The sequence below is a fragment of the Chryseotalea sp. WA131a genome (genome assembly GCA_025370075.1).
GTDB lineage: Bacteria > Bacteroidota > Bacteroidia > Cytophagales > Cyclobacteriaceae > ELB16-189.
Window position 1 is genome coordinate 4334114 of the sequence record CP073016.1, and the last position, 19337, is coordinate 4353450.

15 protein-coding genes and 1 tRNA gene are annotated in these 19337 nt (G+C 41.9%); 7 read left to right on the plus strand and 9 right to left on the minus strand.

Translation table 11 applies throughout. The features are described 5' to 3' along the window. Nucleotides 1–59: 59 nt before the first annotated feature. The 7 genes from KA713_19985 to KA713_20015 form a co-directional block, all read right to left on the minus strand. Nucleotides 60–863, minus strand: a complete 804-nt coding sequence (locus KA713_19985) for an SDR family oxidoreductase (protein UXE66689.1) — start codon at nucleotides 861–863, stop codon at nucleotides 60–62. A 1-nt stretch (nucleotide 864) separates the two neighbouring features. Then, the gene (locus KA713_19990) at nucleotides 865–1245 is read right to left on the minus strand and encodes a hypothetical protein (protein ID UXE66690.1); all 381 of its coding nucleotides are present in this window, start codon (nucleotides 1243–1245) and stop codon (nucleotides 865–867) included. A gap of 12 nt (nucleotides 1246–1257) precedes the next feature. After that, nucleotides 1258–1761 (minus strand): dihydrofolate reductase, encoded by a 504-nt coding sequence (locus tag KA713_19995; protein UXE66691.1) that lies wholly within the window; start codon nucleotides 1759–1761, stop codon nucleotides 1258–1260. A gap of 137 nt (nucleotides 1762–1898) precedes the next feature. Beyond that, on the minus strand, nucleotides 1899–2837 hold the full coding sequence (fmt, locus tag KA713_20000) for a methionyl-tRNA formyltransferase (protein ID UXE66692.1): 939 nt from the start codon (nucleotides 2835–2837) through the stop codon (nucleotides 1899–1901). A 27-nt stretch (nucleotides 2838–2864) separates the two neighbouring features. Next, nucleotides 2865–3500, minus strand: a complete 636-nt coding sequence (gene nth / locus KA713_20005) for an endonuclease III (protein UXE66693.1) — start codon at nucleotides 3498–3500, stop codon at nucleotides 2865–2867. Between the two features lie 88 nt (nucleotides 3501–3588). Continuing rightward, nucleotides 3589–5655, minus strand: a complete 2067-nt coding sequence (locus tag KA713_20010; GenBank protein ID UXE66694.1) for a cellulase family glycosylhydrolase — start codon at nucleotides 5653–5655, stop codon at nucleotides 3589–3591. A gap of 113 nt (nucleotides 5656–5768) precedes the next feature. Beyond that, complete coding sequence (locus tag KA713_20015) at nucleotides 5769–7022, minus strand: DUF1343 domain-containing protein (GenBank protein UXE66695.1); 1254 nt, start codon at nucleotides 7020–7022, stop codon at nucleotides 5769–5771. Nucleotides 7023–7033: 11 nt separating this feature from the next. Here KA713_20015 and KA713_20020 point away from each other — a divergent pair, with 11 nt between their 5' ends. Then, nucleotides 7034–8419 (plus strand): ABC transporter permease, encoded by a 1386-nt coding sequence (locus KA713_20020; protein ID UXE66696.1) that lies wholly within the window; start codon nucleotides 7034–7036, stop codon nucleotides 8417–8419. Between the two features lie 40 nt (nucleotides 8420–8459). On the opposite strand, the gene KA713_20025 is transcribed toward KA713_20020, so the two are convergent. Continuing rightward, a tRNA-Lys gene (locus KA713_20025) sits at nucleotides 8460–8532 on the minus strand. Between the two features lie 72 nt (nucleotides 8533–8604). Here KA713_20025 and KA713_20030 point away from each other — a divergent pair. After that, nucleotides 8605–9324 (plus strand): hypothetical protein, encoded by a 720-nt coding sequence (locus tag KA713_20030; protein ID UXE66697.1) that lies wholly within the window; start codon nucleotides 8605–8607, stop codon nucleotides 9322–9324. A 3-nt stretch (nucleotides 9325–9327) separates the two neighbouring features. Here the strand turns inward: KA713_20030 and KA713_20035 are convergent, their stop codons facing one another. Then, nucleotides 9328–12057: a gliding motility-associated C-terminal domain-containing protein gene (locus KA713_20035; GenBank protein UXE66698.1), complete on the minus strand. Its 2730-nt coding sequence runs from the start codon at nucleotides 12055–12057 to the stop codon at nucleotides 9328–9330. A 71-nt stretch (nucleotides 12058–12128) separates the two neighbouring features. On the opposite strand from KA713_20035, the gene rlmD reads away from it, so the two are divergent. The 5 genes from rlmD (at nucleotide 12129) to ilvD (ending at nucleotide 19176) form a co-directional block, all read left to right on the plus strand. Then, on the plus strand, nucleotides 12129–13550 hold the full coding sequence (gene rlmD, locus KA713_20040) for a 23S rRNA (uracil(1939)-C(5))-methyltransferase RlmD (GenBank protein UXE66699.1): 1422 nt from the start codon (nucleotides 12129–12131) through the stop codon (nucleotides 13548–13550). A gap of 129 nt (nucleotides 13551–13679) precedes the next feature. After that, nucleotides 13680–14981, plus strand: coding sequence for a pyridoxal phosphate-dependent aminotransferase (locus KA713_20045; GenBank protein ID UXE66700.1), 1302 nt, complete (start codon nucleotides 13680–13682; stop codon nucleotides 14979–14981). 65 nt (nucleotides 14982–15046) lie between these two features. Further along, the gene (locus KA713_20050) at nucleotides 15047–16225 is read left to right on the plus strand and encodes an ATP-binding protein (protein UXE66701.1); all 1179 of its coding nucleotides are present in this window, start codon (nucleotides 15047–15049) and stop codon (nucleotides 16223–16225) included. Nucleotides 16226–16522: 297 nt separating this feature from the next. After that, nucleotides 16523–17416, plus strand: a complete 894-nt coding sequence (gene ilvE / locus KA713_20055) for a branched-chain-amino-acid transaminase (protein UXE66702.1) — start codon at nucleotides 16523–16525, stop codon at nucleotides 17414–17416. 80 nt (nucleotides 17417–17496) lie between these two features. Further along, nucleotides 17497–19176, plus strand: a complete 1680-nt coding sequence (gene ilvD / locus KA713_20060) for a dihydroxy-acid dehydratase (GenBank protein UXE66703.1) — start codon at nucleotides 17497–17499, stop codon at nucleotides 19174–19176. Nucleotides 19177–19337: the final 161 nt, after the last annotated feature.

Here is a 19337-nt window from a genome sequence, read left to right on the forward strand (position 1 = left end):
TTATAGGTAGCAAAAAGGAATGAAGTAAAAATGGTAAGAAAAATTTTATGGAATTGTTTTTATCTCACTTTTATTTTCCTCACCAATTTCGAAAATAACTTGGGAAAAAATCGTTTGGTATAAACGCCAAAAACCTCTTTCGCACCGCCAATGTATACTTCTTCTTTTTTGTGTTGGATGGCTTTGATGATTTGAGAGGCACAATAATCTGGTGTCAAACCTTTGTCGGTAGTTTTGTCCATCTCGTTCAGTTTGGAGCCATCGCCTGTAACTGCATTGAGGGTGATGTTGGTACGAATCCAACCCGGGCAAATTAACGTAACGAAAATGTTTTCTTTCCACACTTCCGCACGAAGTGAATCAAAGAATCCGTGCAGGGCATGTTTTGCAGCGGCATAACCGGAGCGATAGGGTGTTCCAATGATGCCCATTACGCTGCTAATGGTTACATAGTGCCCCGATTTTCTACTTAAAAAATGAGGCAACAAATATTTTGTAAGCGCTAGCGTGCCGAAATAATCAACTTCCATCACATACCGGTCTACTTCTATCAATGTATCTTTTGCCAAACTGCGCTGACTGATTCCGCCATTGTTGATAAGGATATCAACGTGGCCAAAAAATTGAATGGCCGCTTGGGTACTGAACTCTAATGTTTCTGATTTCGATAAGTCTAACGGCAATATGCGTATATCCGGTTGCACAGCCGTGGGGCAATTGCCTTTTACCCTTTCGAGCTCTTCTTTTCTGCGGGCCGAGAGAATGAGTTTGCAATTTTGTTTTGCTAGCGAATACACCAATGCCTCACCAATTCCAGAGGATGCGCCTGTAACCCAAACTACTTTTGATGTTAGTGATGACATGTTATGCCGTTTTTTCTGAAACACTTTTTTTATCCTCGGCATACACCCAAATAGTATAGATGCCAATGGCGGTGCCGATGGGGAAGGAGAACAGTTTGAAGCAACCTAAAATCAGCACGAGCGTGAGTGCCCAACTTTTACCTTGCAGCAAGGCTCCACCCCCAATAATGGATGGGATGGAGAAAAGCACAATAATAATAGCAACAATGATATTGATGAACGGAACAATCCATTCAAAAACCCATCGAGTATTCTCTTCTGCGCTGTCTGCGATAAATGGAATGAGCGATGAAATGAGCACACTCAACAAGAGCATTCCGATGAATTGCAGAATACCCGTAACAATGTAAAGGATACCGACTACTCGTTTGTGACTTTCCATACTGTTTAGAAGTTAGTTTATTTTATCGTACACGACAAAGTCAAAGGCATAGTGATGACGCTCATCAATGGGATGATGTTTCCGTGAAGTTTCTTTCCAGTCCTTTGACGAAAAGGACGGAAAAAAAGTATCGCCTGCAAGTTCTGTCTGAATCTCAGTTAAATACATGCACTGGGTGAGCGGGAATGCGAGTTGGTAGATTTCTGCTCCGCCAATGATAAAAAGTTCCGGTTCATTATTTTGTTTGGCGATGTTGATAGCTTCTTGCAAAGAATTTACTGTTAAACATCTTTCGGCCTTCCAGTTTGGTTGACGTGTAACAACAATATTGGTTCGGTTCGGCAGTGGCCTAAATTTTTCAGGTATCGAATCATAATTTTTTCTGCCCATCACCACATGATGCCCTTTTGTGGTTTGCATGAAATACTTCAGATCATCGGGCAAGTGCCAGGGCAAGTCGTTGTTCTTACCAATGACATGGTTTTTTGTGAGCGCTGCGATGAGGGAGATTATCATTTTTTGAATACAGGAGTTAGGATCTAGGAGTTAGGGATTGGGGATTAGGCATTGGGCATACAATCACTCACCACCTTTTACCACTTACTTCTTTATTACTAGTTACTGAATACCGAATACTGTTTACCGAACACCATCTACCACTTACCAACCACCAACTGATTTCCTCTAAAAAACTCATCTACCTTCATCCGTTTCTTTCCTTCGGGTTGGAATTCCTCAACTGAAATATAGCCATCCAGTGTTTTGATGTAAAGATACGTTTTGTTATCGGTTTCAAAATGGCCGACTGCCGACTGCCGACTGCCGATTGCCTCCTTCAAACTACACTTAAAGATTTTATATTGCTTTCCGTCAACAATCGTCCACGCGGCAGGATAGGGACTTAAGCCTCTTACGAAATCATAAACCTGCTCGCTGGTTTGGTTCCAATTTATGGCACACGTCTCTTTAAAAATTTTGGGAGCGTGTTTTAGTTCTCCAGATTCTCTTTGAGGTTCGTTTGGATAGAAACCTTTTTCGATTGCTTGTACAGTTTTCAAAACCAGGTTAGCGCCTTTTTTCATCAATCGTTCGTACAGCATACCCACATCATCCAAAGGATGGATGGTTTCTTTTTCTTGAAAGACAATGCTGCCCGTATCGATTTCATGTTTGAGAAAAAAAGTAGTAACACCCGTTTCTTTTTCACCATTGATAATAGCCCAATTGATTGGGGCGGCACCGCGATATTGTGGAAGCAACGATGCGTGCAAATTAAAAGTGCCAAAGGCAGGCATTGCCCACACCGCCTCTGGCAACATGCGAAAAGCTACCACCACTTGCAAGTTTGCTTGATAACTTTTTAGCTCAGTTATAAATTCTGGCGACTTTAAATTGGTGGGCTGCAAAACGGGGATGTTGTGTTGCAGGGCAAACTCCTTGACGGGCGAAGCACCTAATTTTTGCCCGCGCCCTTGCGGTTTGTCGGGTGCGGTAATCACGGCCGCTACATTAAATTGATGTTGAACGAGTATTGCCAAACTGGGTACAGCAAACTCAGGTGTGCCCATGAAGATGATGCGGAGGTTGTTCATAGGTGCAAAAGTACTTTTTGAATTCAATTATTCCCTTAACCCTTTCCGCATATACTTTTTGCATATTGGGCAGGCTTGCCAATCATGCCCGCGGGCGGGGCAATATTCACGACCGAAATAGATAATTTGAAGGTGCACTTTGTTCCATTTTTCTTCTGGAATGAGCCGCTTTAAATCATGCTCGGTCTGCTCTACATTTTTACCATTGGTCAACCCCCACCGATAGGCCAGCCGATGAATGTGAGTATCCACCGGAAAGGCAGGTTTGCCAAACCACTGCGTCATTACCACCGAAGCAGTCTTGTGACCAACCGCTGGAAGTTCTTCCAATTCTTCAAAAGTATTCGGCACTTGTCCGTTGTGTTTTTCGATGATGATTTTGGAAAGCCCATAAATGCCTTTCGATTTCATGGGAGAAAGCCCACAGGGTTTAATAATTTCCCTGATTTCTTCCACCGATAACTTTACCATATCATACGGATTATCCGCTAGCTTAAATAGGGAGGGAGTAGTCTTATTTACACGTTCGTCCGTGCATTGAGCAGACAGCAGAACCGAAATTAATAAGGTGTAAGCGTCTTTGTGATGAAGCGGAGTATTTACGGTTGGATAGTACTTGTCAAGTATGTTTAGTATGTCGGTTACTTTTTGGAATTTAGTCATTTTTAAATGAATATAGGAGTTAGTAGTTAGGAGATAGGGGGATGAAGATTGAAACAGTGAATACCTCTTACCAAATACCAACCACCACTCACCCCTTACCACTTACCAGCACCTGTTGTTCGCCCTCTGCATCCGGATAAAAAAGAAGCAGGCTGTTTTTCTTATCGAATAGAAGTTTTCCGTTCGTGTGCTTTACTTCAAACCCTTTTCCAAAATGAAAGTCAGGGAGAAAAATTTCTGTCGGTGCATTGATTGATTTCTCCGCATTGAACTTTAAATAAAATTCTTTCGAGTCTTTGTTAAAGAAATATTCAAGTGGCTCGCCCGCCACTTTGTAAGGGTACGGACGTATTGCAGCCGCCAACGCTCTTCCACCTGCATACACCCCCGATTTATTTTTTTGTTGCGACAAACTGAAAATCGAAAGGTCTTCGCCATTCCAATTGTCACCATACTCGTTGTTGTTATCTGCCGTGTAGTTCCATAAAGTGTAGTTCAATCGATTTGATTCCATCGCTTGAAAAGACCTGTCCAGACAATCTTCTTGGGCATTAAAATCATTGTTTTTGTACGACTGTTTTTCATTCAAATCAAATGGTATTCCAAATTCACCAATCAGCGTAGGTTGTTTTCCTATGTTTTGTGCAGTAGATTCCTTAGCCCCTTTCATGTTTTCATGAAAAGTTTCACGTATTGATTTTTTTCCAAAAACCGGTTTTGCTTTTCGCACATCAATGCCAAACCAAGATGAATATTGTTTTGTAAGCAAGGTTGCCGCATCGTACCAATGCTCAGCGTTCACCATTTGCTTGCTTTCTGCTTCCGAGAATTTTGGCAACTCTTGGAGCAATGCTGGTTCGGCAAAAATTGTCCAAGAACTATCGATGGAATGAATGGCTGCTGCATACTTCAATACAAATGATTTAAAATAGTCTTCTGAGAAATCAACCTCGTACCCATTTCTAATTTTGAAGTAATCGTTTTTCAAAATGACCGGTTTATGTTCTGCATCATAACCCCACACCCCCGCTTGTTGCCAAATGTCAAGCGCAGGGTTTTTCCAAACAGAAAGTTTGTTGGGGTTCAGTTTTATTTTTTCTACTTCTTTCGGTCCTGTTAATTCAAATTTATAACGACTCACTTCAATGGTGTTTCCTGCACCCGCCACCATACCTTCAAAATAGGTTGGCATTATTCCATTCTTTAAAAACCCGACTGTGTCGAGTCGAGATAGGCTGATGTAGCCTGTGGTGGGTTCATTAAATGTATCGAAGCCGATCACGTTCGGTAATCCTTTTAATTTTAATGCTACTTGCTTGATGGCATTGATGTAATGTGTTTGCAAGTAGTCTTGTGCCGACACACTGTCAACTTTTGCCTTCGGAGCAAAATCATTTCCGCCAAAGAAAAGCGTAAACATAGTGGCCGTGGCTAGCTTGGAATAGTTGGTTGGCCAAATCATTTTTGGGAACGGGTCGCCCTCAACATTGTGAATAACGGCTGCACCCGTTTCAGAAAATTTTAGTGGGTCAAAACCGACTTTCTCCAATGTCCAATAAGGAGCACCATCGCCACCTGTAAATCGACTCCATACATCTTGATGAGGATCGATAAACACATTGATGTTATGCTCACCAGCTTTTTTTACAATAGATTGAATGTAGTTCAGATACTCTTCATCGTACTTTCCGGGGCCGGCATGTTCAATGGCTTCCCAGGTGACCAGCAATCGAAGAAAGCGATAACCCCATTGGTGTAACCGTTGAAAATGTTGGTCAGCTTCCGCCAAGGGAAACGGCCTACCTATAAACGAAACGGTTTGAACTGTTTCATAAAAATCTTCTTTTTGATGGGTCGGGATTTTTGGGTCGAAAGGGATTTTGCTGCTACCACCTAAGTTGATGCCATGCAAAATCATGGTTCGCCCAGATGGGTCTTTGAACCAACCATCATGGGTAACGATATTTTTTTGGATGCTATCACCAATTGCAAACTGAGCTTCACCTGCGGCAATGTCTTTGCTTTGGGTAGCCATCAACCCATCCGTTTCAATATTGGGAAAAGGACTGTCGGTAAACAAGTACAAGTAAATCAACGGAATAGCAATGGCCATTACGATGACGATGACTTTCAATATTTTCTTTAGGGTCTTCATTTTTTTAGAGAAATCAGAAGGTTATGATATAGGAGTTAGTAGATATTCTATAATATTTCAAATCACAATCTGCTATTTTTGAACCATACCTTGCCTACTGCAAACTGCCTACTTTAATCATATAACAGATACTTCAACCGCATCTTTTTATACTCCTCCAGCTCCTTTTTCCAAGTTGCTTTTATCTGAGTCTCAGTCATGCCTTTTTTAATTTGTTCACGTACATTTTTGTTTCCTATCAGTTTGTCAAAAAATGGAATAAAGAATTTTTCTTTGTCCGGAAACCGTTGGTAAAGTTGGAGGAGGTGCTTCAACGAGATTTCTTTTTTAACTTTTTCATTTTCCAAATTGATGCCGTAGCAGATTTTATTTTCGTGAGGTGGATTTTTAGCCATGCCTTCAATACTAACAGGCGTAAACTGAAAAGGTTGATTTTTTAAATCGGGGTGACCAATCCATTCGAAGGGGTGTTTGGTGCCTCGACCCACGCTTAGCGATGTGCCTTCAAACAAACACGTGGATGGATAGAGTGCCACCGTTTGGTTGTTGGGGATATTGGGCGAAGGCTTGATGGGCAAGGGGTACTTCATTGAATGATGGTAGTTTTTCATTTTAATGACTTCAATTTCGCATTTCGCTTTTCCCTCTAGCCATCCTTGGCCGTTTATCATTTGCGCATATTCGCCCACCGTCATGCCGTGCGTGATGGGCACAGGGTGCATGCCTACAAAAGATTTCAGCGACATATCGAGCACAGGGCCGTCAACATAGCTACCGTTGGGGTTTGGTCGATCGAGGATAATAACTTTTTTCTTTTGTTCGGCACAGGCCTCCATCAAATAATGCATCGAGCCGATGTAGGTATAAAATCGTGCGCCTACATCTTGAATGTCAAAAATCACTACATCTACATCTGCCAATTGTTCTGGGGTTGGTTTTTTATGGCTGCCATACAAAGACACCAATGGTAGTTGTGTTTTCGAATCTATTCCGTCTTTCACGGTTTCGCCTGCATCGGCTGTGCCGCGGAAACCATGCTCAGGCGAAAATATTTTTTGAATGGTGATGCCCTCACTTAGCAATGTGTCGACCAAATGTGTTTTGCCGATAGTGGACGTATGGTTCACTAGCAATGCAATCCGCTGCGAATTTAGTTTTGGCAGCAACAAATCTAACTGCGCGGCACCCGTAAGGATGGTTTTGGGTTGGGCATGTAACTGAAAAAAATATAAGAATAAAATCAAGCATAAGACGAATCTTTTTGTGCCCTTGTGGCTTTGTGGCGATGATTTTTGCCATGAAGGCACGAAGGCACGAAGGCTATAACTCAGCGCTTTGCCTACAATTTTTTTAAAAGAGCCAATCATTTTTCTTTACTTTGTCTGTACCAAAATTAGCTTATTCTTTGAACCTTTCTTATTTCATTTCCAAAAGAATACGGAATGCCGAGCGCGGAAGTTTTTCGAGCATCATTCATAAAATTGCCATTGGCAGCATTGCTGTGGGGTTGGCCGCTTCCATTGTTTCGTTTTTGGTGATGTTGGGTTTTCAGCAAGCGGTGAAGGACAAAATCTACCGCTTCAGCAATCATTTATTGATTACCAAATTTACGATGAACAATGCGGTAGAAGAGCAGCCGTTTGATTATCGGATTGCGCTGTACCAGCAACCTGAAAAATTTCCGTTTGTAACGCACGTGCAAGAGTACAGCCACAAGGCAGGGTTGATAAAAACCGATGACGAAGTGTTGGGCATTGTGTTTAAAGGTGTGGGGAAGAGTTTTAGCGTGACGCGATTTGAAGAGGCGATGGTGGAGGGCAGGTTTATTCAATTCAACGACACTACCTATTCGCGTGAAGTAATTATTAGCCGTGTAATCGCCAACAAAGTAAGAGCTAGAGTGGGCGATGATTTGGTGTTGCATTTTTTTCAAAACCCTCCGCGTGTTCGCAAGCTGAAAGTGGTAGGAATTTATGAGACCAACTTGTCGGATTATTTTGATGGCAAGGTGCTGATGGGCGACATACGGATGGTGCAGCAATTGAATGGGTGGGAGCAGCATGAAGCAGGCGGACTGGAGGTGGCCATCGACCTAAACTATTTCCGTTCGTTTGATTTGTTGAAGAATGAAATGCGAAGCAATTCGTATTCACTTACCAAAGAAGAAGCGGGTGTAGACAGTGTGATGGTGGAGCCTGGAAATACCTCGGCTGTATTTGGCTTTGAGAAAGACAAAGCGGCCTTGGATGAAGCCTTGGTGCGCATCGGTGAATCCATCGATTATGATTTGAACATTGAAACTGTGCGCGACAAATTTGTGAATGTATTTGAGTGGCTGGATTTGATCAAGCGGCAAGTAAAAATTTTGTTGGTGGTGATATTGATTGTGATTTCGGTAAACATGATTTCGGTCATTTTGATTTTGGTGATGGAACGTATACCGATGGTAGGGATTTTAAAATCGATGGGCGGCTCGAATAAACTTGTGCGCACTATTTTTATGTACAGTGGCGGCAGCTTGGTGGCAAAGGGTTTATTGTTGGGCAATGCCATTGGCTTGGGTTTGTGCTGGCTGCAGTACCATTTCAAGTTGTTTAAATTAAATCCACACGACTACTACGTAAGCCATGTGCCGATTGAGTGGGACTGGGCCACGGTGTTGATCGTGAATGTGCTTGTTTTTGTTACCGTAGTGCTTGTGCTGTGGCTGCCCACAAGATTTATTACCAAGATAAGCCCGGTGCAAGCGATACGGTTTGACTAGGATAAAAACAAAAAACCACTCAGTTTAGAGTGGTTTTTTGTGATCCCGCTGGGATTCGAACCCAGGACCCTTACATTAAAAGTGTAATGCTCTACCGACTGAGCTACGAGATCTTTACCACGGATTTGCCACATTAAAAAGCATTTCCGTAATTGAGGTCGCAAAGGTAATGGAATCAAAAGATTATGCAAATCCGTTTTTTAAAAATTCTTGTCATTTTGTTAGCCCCTTCACTATGTGCGGCCCAATCCATAAATACCAAAATTTCACGTGCCGATTCGCTCTTTCGCGCTAAGCAATACACGCAGTCGTTTGCACTTTATAAATCAGTGTTAGAAACCAAGCAGTATTCTTCCGCTATGTTGTTGAAAATGGCCTACATACAAGAAGGGCTCGGCCATATTGGCCAATGTTTATTTTACTTAAATCTGTATCAAATCGCTTCTGGCGATGAGCAGACCATCACTAAAATGGAGGAGTTGGCTGAAAAAGGTAATTTGGAGGGTTACAAAACGGAAGAAAACAGTCCATTAGTGGAATGGCTCTCAAAGCATCGGTTTATACTTTCCTTCGGCATTTCTTTAATGGCTGTAGGAATGATTGGTTTGGCGGTTTTCCAAAAAAGAAAATCAATGAGTGTGCTGCCTCCGTTGATTGGGGCGTTTGTCTTTATGGCGTTACTTCTCGTCATCAATAACTTTTGGTATTCTCCCACACGGGTAATCATAGACGGCCCTCGTTCCTATTTGGTGGATGCACCCTCGGCTGGAGGTACGGTGGTAGATGTGGTAAGCAGTGGGCATCGCTTGGAGGTAACGGGCAAAAAAGACGTTTGGCTGAAGGTAAAATGGCGCGAGCGAGAGGCATACATCAAATCAAACCAAGTCCGCATCGTTGAACTTTAGAATCTAACGGATAACGGATAACGAACTTTTGTATTCGCGATTATTATATTTCACTACATAATAATACACACCAGCAGATTCTTGTGAGGCATACCATCTAAACTTTCGATCAGTACTTTCAAAAACCAAATCACCCCATCGATTAAAAATTTTCACCGATTGAAATTGTTGAACACAATTGTCTTTCGGCAGATTCACCTCGGCATCTAAGTTTGTTCCTTTTGGGGAAGTATCAATTCCGTCCAAAGCAAAATAATCATTGTATTGATCGTTGTTGGGCGTAAAGACGTTTGGCAGTTTAAACTTTTCATCGTTACCATTCACATCACTGATTTTCATATCAATGGTTATGGTATCACCTTTTGCATTCAGGCATCGATTGTCCAGGATATTAAATTTGAAAGAATAATTGTTGGTGTACACACTGTTTTTGAAAATAGAACAATCAGGTACCCAACTGAAAAGCGATTGCAAGCCGCTTATTCCTTTAACATTTTTGAAAGTATACCCTTCGGGTTTTAAATCGCCAGTGGCAGAAATCAAATTTAGCTGCAAGGAGTCTTTGGTGGGAATGACATCTGCATCCGAGCCCAGTAAATTGATTTCAATGGATTCTCCCAAAACAAAATTTAGATTTCCGTTTGAAACATTCTGCAACCCAGTTGTCAAAGCAGTTACTATCGGTTTGGCATTATCGGGCTTGCTGATTTTCACTTCCACATCTACGGTGTCAGCTTTATAAAATTTGCATTTGTTTAAGTTATCGACCACAATAAACTGAAATGTGTATTTATCTTTTTTGGCCAAATCGAGTTTATCACATTTAATATTCCAATTAAAATTGTTTGCTACGTTGCCGTTGCCCGTTGCGGTTGAAAAAGTGATGCCGTAGTCATTCATGTTGAAGCCTTGACCCTTTCCACTCAAAACCAAAAAATCATTGTCCACATCTTTGCCGGTAACTGTAAAATTTAATGGTTCGAAAATTTTTCGCTGCACAGAAATTTTTCGTGCTGTTGGCGATGCGCCCAAACCTGAAGTTGAAATGGTGGGAGGGGAGTTTTTTGGAAACTCTTGAAAAGTTAAGTCGAACAATAAGGTATCGGGTGGATTTAGTTTGCAGGGCAAATCATTGTCATCCAATAGAAAGCGAAGCCTAAAGTTACTTTGCTTGAAGAATGGATAGACATCGCATTTTGGATCCCACGTGAGTTGTGTTTTTATCGAACCGGGTTGTGGGGTGTAGGGTGATAAGCTAAAACCATAATCTTCTAGTTTAAATGCGTTGGTGGTATAGAGCAGGCTAAGGTCGTCTCTATCCACATCTACTCCTTCAATATCCCACGATCTAAAATCCCCTTCGCGAACAACTTCCGTTATTTTTTTTGATGTTGGTTTTACAAAGCGAGCACGATCATTGGTGGGCGGCTGTACGTTTACAACTACTTTCAGCGTATCCGATAGTGGTAATGTGCACGCATCATCAAAAGCAATAATACCTACTTGATAAGGGCCGTTAATGTAAGGGCATTGTGGAAAGCAAATTTGAAAATCGGCAGTACTGCCGATTTTCAACACCGCAGTAGTTTCGGCCGGTAAAATTTGATTTAAATTTGGTGATTTAAAATTTAGACCTACTACTCGAATGCCAATATTCTCAGTAAAATTTTGATCTGGTTTGGTTGAATCTAAATCGGAAACCCGCACTTGAATGCATCGACTGCCATCAGGCACCGAATTAGCAAACGCTACGTTCATGTTTCTTGTATAACCAAATTCAATTTCGCTTAACTTCTTTCCAGCAATAACTGGAGGCGATGCCACGGGGCATTTGTCGACTACAAAAAGTTGAAAATCGCGTCTGCTTTCACCAATTTTTTCTCCCTTTCTAAACTCTTCTACTTTTATGGCAAAAACAAAAAGGCCTTGGATGGCGGCCGGAGTACAAGTGAGCAACCCATCTTTGCTGATTTTTAAATCACGAATGCCATTGATAATATTATTGAGTGAAAAAGGGGGACGCCACAATACTTCTGGATAAGGCTTTGAAAGAGAAGGAGGCCCTGCTTGACTTGTTTTTGTAGATAAGGGTGTTACCATGGAATACACCAACGAATCACCATCGTTATCAATTCCGCCAAAATCTACATAGTAAGGTTTATACGGACATGCATAATCACTAAGGGGGGGAAATAATCTAGGAGTTGAATCGATGAAAGGTTTCCCGTCTTTTACTACTGCCGGAAACTCAAGGTAAAATGTTTGACCAGCATATTTGGTTGGATCAGAGGTAAGTGTAGGGGGAGGGGGCGGTTCTGGGCTATAAATATTCAAGATGGAATAATTGCGACAGCAACGCTCCCACGAAACGTAATAACCGGTCGGATCGGTATAAAGAGATGGTGATAAAAAAATATCTAATGAGTAAACGATTTTGGTCGTTTGTATGCTTCCATCCGAGCAGGCTGGTTGGGCATATTGTACCTCGGTTTCGCTCACCAAGGGCAGGGTGTAGGTGGCCATTCGGAAGTTGTCACTTTTTCGATAGATGCCCACAGTTGCATTGGGATCTTTGGCACCAGGGTCGCCATTCTTTTTATCAAAATACAAAATCATGTTGAGCTTATAACTATTGCCACTGATGTGTACCAGTTCAAACTCACCCCCGACAATGTGGGTGGCCAATACAGGAAAAGCGATTAATAAGAATAGAGTTAAAAATATTTTTTTCATTGCAAATTGAACTTAAATATACCCAATTTTTATTCACACCTAAAACCCAACTTTATGGTATTTTCGCCCCTATGAAAAAAGGCGACAAACTGGATAATATTGCCATCGAAACGATGGCGGCAGAGGGCAAATGCATTGCCAAACACAATGGATTGGTCATTTTTATTCAAGGCGGGGCGCCTGGAGACATCGTAGAAATTGAGCTCACCAAAATAAAAAGTAGTTTTTTAGAAGGGCGGGTAACGGAAATCCGTAGGCTTTCTTCTCATCGGGCGCAGCCATTCTGCACTCATTTTGGCTTGTGCGGTGGCTGCTCATGGCAACACATCAACTATAGCACACAACTGCAATACAAGCAGCAACAAGTTATTGATAATCTGGAACGGCTTGGTGGGCTACAACTTCCTGCCATCAGCCCCATCATTGCATCCGCAAAAACAGATCACTACCGCAATAAATTGGATTATACGTTCACGGCAAATCGCTGGCTAACCAAAGAAGAATTGGCGAAAGCCATGGAAGAAAGTAGGTATGAGGTTGGCTTGGGCTACCATTTGCCAGGGGCATTTGATCGCGTATTTGATGTAGCCGAATGTCATTTGCAATCCGACCCATCCGATGCACTTCGGTTGTTGGTAAAAAAGGTTTCGGTCGAAAACAATATTCCTTTTTTTGATCTGCGCAGGCAAACTGGATTTTTGAGAACCCTCACTATTCGCTCCAGCAATACCGATGAAGTGATGGTAATTTTGCAGGTAACGTCCGATAAAATGGAATGGACGGAGTTAATCTTAAAATCCATAGCAGATCATTTTCCCGGGGTAACATCGCTCAACTACATAATCAATAATAAACGCAACGACACATTTGCTGATTTGGATGTTATTTGCTGGAAAGGCAATCCGTACATCACCGAAAAGATGCCCTCTTCTGATGGATCAAAGACACTTCAATTCCGCGTGGGGCCAAAATCTTTTTATCAAACCAATTCCGATCAGGCATATGAACTTTACAAAGTGGCTGCGCAACTGGCCGACCTAAAAGGAGATGAGCTGGTCTATGATCTATATACTGGCACAGGTACCATCGCCAATTTTGTTGCCAGTCAATCCAAAAAAGTAATTGGGTTAGAATACGTAGCTGCAGCTATCGAAGACGCAAAAGCAAATTCCAAACTCAACAATATTAACAACACTGAATTTTTTGCGGGAGACATGAAAGATTTGCTCACCGAAGCATTTCTATCACAACACGGCCGCCCGGATGTCGTGATCACCGACCCACCTCGGGCAGGCATGCATGAAGATGTGTGCAAAATGTTGCTCAAGGCATTGCCCAAACGAATTGTGTACGTGAGTTGCAACCCTGCCACGCAAGCACGCGACCTAAAAATCCTTTCTGAAAAATATACTATCAATGCAGTGCAGCCAGTAGATATGTTTCCACATACAGTGCATGTGGAAAATGTGGTAAGGTTGGATTTAGTCTTGTAGTTTTAATGAATTCATAATCAAATTGCTCCCTTTTGGTAACCGCCCAACTAAACTTTACTTTTGATTTTAGTGGAGCATGCTTTCGACTAAACAATCGACTATCGACAGCGGACTATTGACTAATCTACTATGCGTCAACATCTATTAAGTGAAGGAGCCAACGAACTCAGTTACGAAATTCGGGAGATCGTAAAGAAGGCAGAGCAAATCAAAAACCTGGGCAAAGAAATTCAGTGGGAGAATATTGGCGATCCCATTCAGAAGAATCATTTGATTCCGGATTGGATGAAGCAAATTATCGCTGATCTCTCCATGCAGAATGATACCTACAGTTATTGTCCTTCTAAAGGTATTTTAGAAACACGGCAGTTTCTAGCTGAACTAACGAATCTCCGCAAGGGAACACAGATTACGCCAGATGATATTTGTTTTTTCAATGGCTTAGGCGATGCTATTGCTAAAGTCTATCAATACATCACACCCACTTCACGAATTATTGGACCCTCACCTGCTTACTCCACACACTCCAGTGCAGAAGCGGCTCATGCCAGTCACGAGCCATTGACGTATACGCTCGATCCCAATAACAAATGGTATCCTGATTTAGATGATCTGTATAACAAGGTGAAGTACAATCCGAATGTGGTGGGTATCCTTATCATCAATCCGGATAATCCGACTGGCATGGTGTATCCGTTGGAAACATTAAAACGAATTGTAGCCATAGCGAAGGAGTTCAACCTCTTTTTGATATGTGACGAAATCTATATCAACATTACCTATAACGGTGCAAGAGCGTATGCCTTGTCAGAAGTAATTGAAGATGTGCCTGGCATTGCCATGAAGGGAATATCAAAGGAGTTGCCATGGCCTGGCGCACGTTGTGGTTGGATGGAATATTATAACCGCGGCAAAGATGCTGACTTCAACAGACTTTGTCAGGCAATCGACAATGCCAAGATGATAGAAGTCTGCTCTACTAAGTTACCACAGTTGGCGATTCCTAAAATTCTGGGAGACTCGCGCTTCAAAGCATATCGGGAAGAAACGAATCGGAAGATTGGAAAGCGTAGCAAAATCATTTCTGATATTTTTAAGACAGTGCCAGAACTCACGTTCAACGAAACCTTTGGCGCGTTTTACAACACCATCATCTTTAGAGAAGGCACGTTGCAATCAAATCAAAAAATTGATATTCAAGATTCAAAAATACGAGCGTTGGTAGAGGCATGGACCGCTCACGAAATGCCAAACGATAAACGCTTTGTCTATTATTTGCTTGGCGCGAAGGGAATTTGCGTAGTGCCCATTTCTTCCTTTTGTTCAGAGCTGCAAGGATTTCGGGTTACACTGCTGGAAGAAAATGAGGAGTCATTGGTCAAAACTTTTACAGCGATACGGGATGGGATTGTGGAGTATTTGGGTTCGTAGCCGATTAAAGTGCACAAAATAAATGCTTATAGTATAACTTTATGCACTATATTTGTGCATAAAGTATGTTTGAAAGAACTCTCTATAAAGCCCTGAAAAGCCATCTTGCCGAAAAGCCGGCTACCGTTATTACCGGTATGAGGCGGGTAGGCAAGTCCACTTTATTGAAACAGCTTTTGGATAAAGTGCCAGGCAAGAATAAAATCTACCTCGATTTGGAGAGGATAGAAAATCGGCTGATTTTTAAGCAATCCACCAATAGGGAAATGGAACTCTTCCTAGAGACTATGGGTGTAGATGTCACCAAAAAATGCACCATCGCGTTGGATGAAATTCAATTGCTGCCTGAAATTGTAAGTGTGATGAAGTATTGGTACGACACCTATCGCACTAAATTTATTGTCACTGGCTCAAGTTCGTTTTATCTCAAAAACAGATTTTCGGAAAGTTTGGCTGGGCGGAAACAGATCTTTGAGCTAACTCCGCTATCTTTTGATGAGTTCCTACGGTTTAAAGGGATAGAGGTAGACAAAAAATTTTCGTTTTATTCCTACCTAGAAGGTTTTTACAACCTGTACAAGTCACACTACAATGAGTTTATTCGCTTTGGTGGCTTTCCAGAGGTAACGTTGATTGGAAAAACTGCTTCCAAAAAAGCAATGCTGCAAGACATCCTCAATGCATATATTGATATGGATGTAAAAATTCTGTCCGATTATTCACTGAATGATGAATTGTATAGGCTTATTCGTTTGCTCAGCGCAAGAGTAGGTAGTAAGATGGATGCGAGTAAACTGGCTTCAGTAGCGGGCATCAATCGGAATAAAATTGCCAACTACCTCAATCTATTTGAGCAGACTTATTTCTTGACAAAGCTTACGCCTTTCAGCAATAATACCGATAAGGAAATCAGTCAGCAGCCAAAGTACTATTTTTCAGATTCTGGATTGCTGAACTTAATGGAAGAACAAGAGACTGGGAAGATTTTTGAGAACACCGTGATTAACCAATTTATGCGGCTGAACAAATCAGTTAATTACTATCAAAAAAAATCAGGGCAAGAGATAGATTTGATTTGGAAAGAAAACTGTGCCGTAGAAATTAAAACGACTGTCACTCAGAGCGATGCCGCTTTATTGTCCAGCAGGTCGAAATCAATGGGTTTGAAGAAACAAATCTTAGTAGGCCTAAATCCCGCAGGCAATAACTTTAAGAATTTTGTCTGGGGTGGGAACGTATTCTAAACTCTTGTTCCATCTACCTAACACTCGTTTTTGAATTTTCAAAACTTTTTCTTGCACTTTCATTGATTACCACAAGAAAATTTTGCCATCTTGCACTACGGCACAACAAAATAAATGAACAGAACGGCTACATATCGACTCAACAATTTGATCAATACTAGCCTTGTGCTCATTAACGTCATTATTCTCCGAAAACCGGGGCAGTGACGATTTTGCAAAAGAAATTTTCAACCGCCCCGACAAAATCGGGGCGGTTTTATTTTATGGCAACTACAACAAACTAACGATTGTTCTATCATGATAGAGTACTACAACGATGAAACCATTCTTTTTATAGATGGAAAATTTGTTAAGGCGAGCGAAGCCAAAATGGATCTATTTGGCCAGACATTGCACTATGGCTACGGTGTATTTGAAGGCATCCGCTCGTATGAGACCGTAAATGGAATAAAAGTATTTAAACCGCGGGCTCACTTCGAGCGCTTACAGCGCAGTTGCGACTTAATGGGAATTCCTTTTACCTACAGCGTGGAAGAACTTATTCAACTCACCTATCAGGTACTGGAAAAGAATAATCTTTCGAACGCATACATCCGTCCACTGGTTTTCTGTGGACCCAATATGGAACTCACCGCACCTTCCGAAGTCTCGTTGATGATCACAGCCTGGGCATGCGAACAACATCCTAACTTGAAGCAGAAGCGAATTTGTATCTCCTCTTTTCAACGACCCAATCCCAAAGCTGTTACCGTAGAAGCTAAAGTTTGTGGATTGTATGTGAACTCAATTTTAGCCACTACCGAAGCAAGAAGACGTGGTTTCGATGATGGTTTGTTATTAGATCTGAATGGTTTTGTGGCCGAAGGCCCGGGAGCTAATTTCTTTTACGAGAAAGACGGGGTGATCTACACACCGCCTGCCAAAAGTATTCTTCCAGGAATCACTCGTAAAACAGTCATTGATATTTGTAAAGAGTTGGATTTGCCGGTAGAAGAAAAATACTTTAAGCCGGAAGATTTATTTGAAGCCGATAGTGCATTTTTCTGCAGTACGATGAACGAAATTGTTGCCATTGAATCTGTAGAAGGACAACCCGTAGCCAAACTGTGGAAAGATTCCATGGGCGCTTTGATTCAGGAGACCTACCGCAATATTGTGTTGGATAAGAGTTATAGTTATGTAATTGTGTAATCGTTGGTCGTTGCTGGTTGGTCGTTATTCGAAGCAACCAACCACGAACAACCAACAACGAGCAACCAACAACGAAATAAATGGAATTAAACAAATACAGCCGCACCATCACCCAAGACCCCACGCTTCCTGCCTCGCAGGCGATGTTGTATGGAATTGGTTTGACGGAGCAAGATCTAAAAAAAGGACAAGTAGGTATTGTAAGTACAGGCTACGATGGCAACACCTGCAATATGCATTTGAATGCACTGGCGCAAGAAGTAAAAACTGCCGTATGGGCTCAGGATCTGGTGGGCTTAATCTTTCATACCATTGGAGTGAGTGACGGAATTGCCAACGGCACGGAAGGCATGCGTTATTCGTTGGTTAGCCGGGAAGTAATCGCAGATTCAATTGAGACCGTTTGTGGTGCACAACATTACGATGGAGTCATTGCTGTTGTGGGTTGCGATAAAAATATGCCGGGCTCAGTCATGGCCATGGGTAGATTAAATCGCCCGTCTATAATGGTGTACGGTGGTACGATTGCTGGTGGCCATTACAAAGGCAAGGAATTAAATATCATTTCTTCATTTGAAGCCCTTGGCGAAAAAATGCAAGGCAAACTCTCGGAGGAAGATTACAAAGGTATTATCCAAAATTCTTGTCCCGGTGCAGGAGCATGTGGTGGTATGTATACAGCCAATACCATGGCCTCGGCTATTGAAGCACTGGGTATGGCACTGCCGTATTCATCTTCGAATCCTGCATTGAGCAAAGAAAAGTCCGCAGAATGCATAGAGGCCGGCAAGGCCATTCGAATTCTTCTTGAAAAAGATTTGAAGCCACGCGACATTATGACGTTTAAAGCATTTGAAAATGCGATCACCATAGTAATGGCGTTAGGTGGATCAACCAATGCTGTCTTGCATTTAATAGCGATGGCAAAATGTGTCGGCATTAAAATCACACAAGAAGATTTTCAACGTATTTCTAACAAAACTCCGCTGATTGCAGATTTAAAACCGAGTGGAAAATATTTAATGGAAGCATTGCACAAAATAGGTGGTGTGCCTTCGGTGATAAAATATTTGATTCAAAAAGGAATCATGCATGGTGACTGCATCACGGTAACTGGAAAGACCCTTGCTGAAAATGTTGCTAACGCCAATGATCTCGATTTCGAAAAACAAGATGTAATTGTTCCATTGGAAAAACCGTTAAAAGCAACCGGTCACATCCAAATTTTGTATGGCAATCTTGCTGAAAAAGGATCTGTTGCAAAAATCACTGGCAAGGAGGGAGAAAGATTTAAAGGAACTGCACGTGTATTTAATGGTGAGTTTGATGTGGTGGATGGAGTGAGAACAGGTAAAATAAAAGAAGGCGATGTTGTGGTCATTCGCAATGTGGGGCCGAAAGGAGCACCGGGCATGCCTGAGATGTTGAAACCAACAAGTCTGATCATGGGTTCTGGTTTGGGTAAATCCGTTGCCTTGATTACTGATGGAAGATTTTCAGGTGGGTCTCATGGTTTTGTCATTGGGCACATTACTCCGGAGTCTTTTGATGGAGGCCTGATTGGTTTAGTGGAAGATGGAGATTGGATTGAAATAGATATCAAAAAGCATCAGATCAATTTGTTGGTTGATGAAAAAACGTTGGCGATTAGGCGCTCGCAATACAAAGCACCGAAGTTGCGCGTAAGCAGTGGCGTGTTGTATAAGTATGCTAAGTTGGTTAAGACCGCGGCTGATGGATGTGTAACAGATGAGGATTAGGGAATAGTCCTCCTTCGCTAAAGCTACGGAGGATAAATAGGCAGTTGGCAGTAAGTAAATAAAAGTAGGCAGTCGGCAGTAAGCAGTTGGCAGGGTGAGAGGTGACAACAGGAAAATAAAAGTAAGCAGAGTTTAAAGAAGCGATTGAAAAGCAGACAACT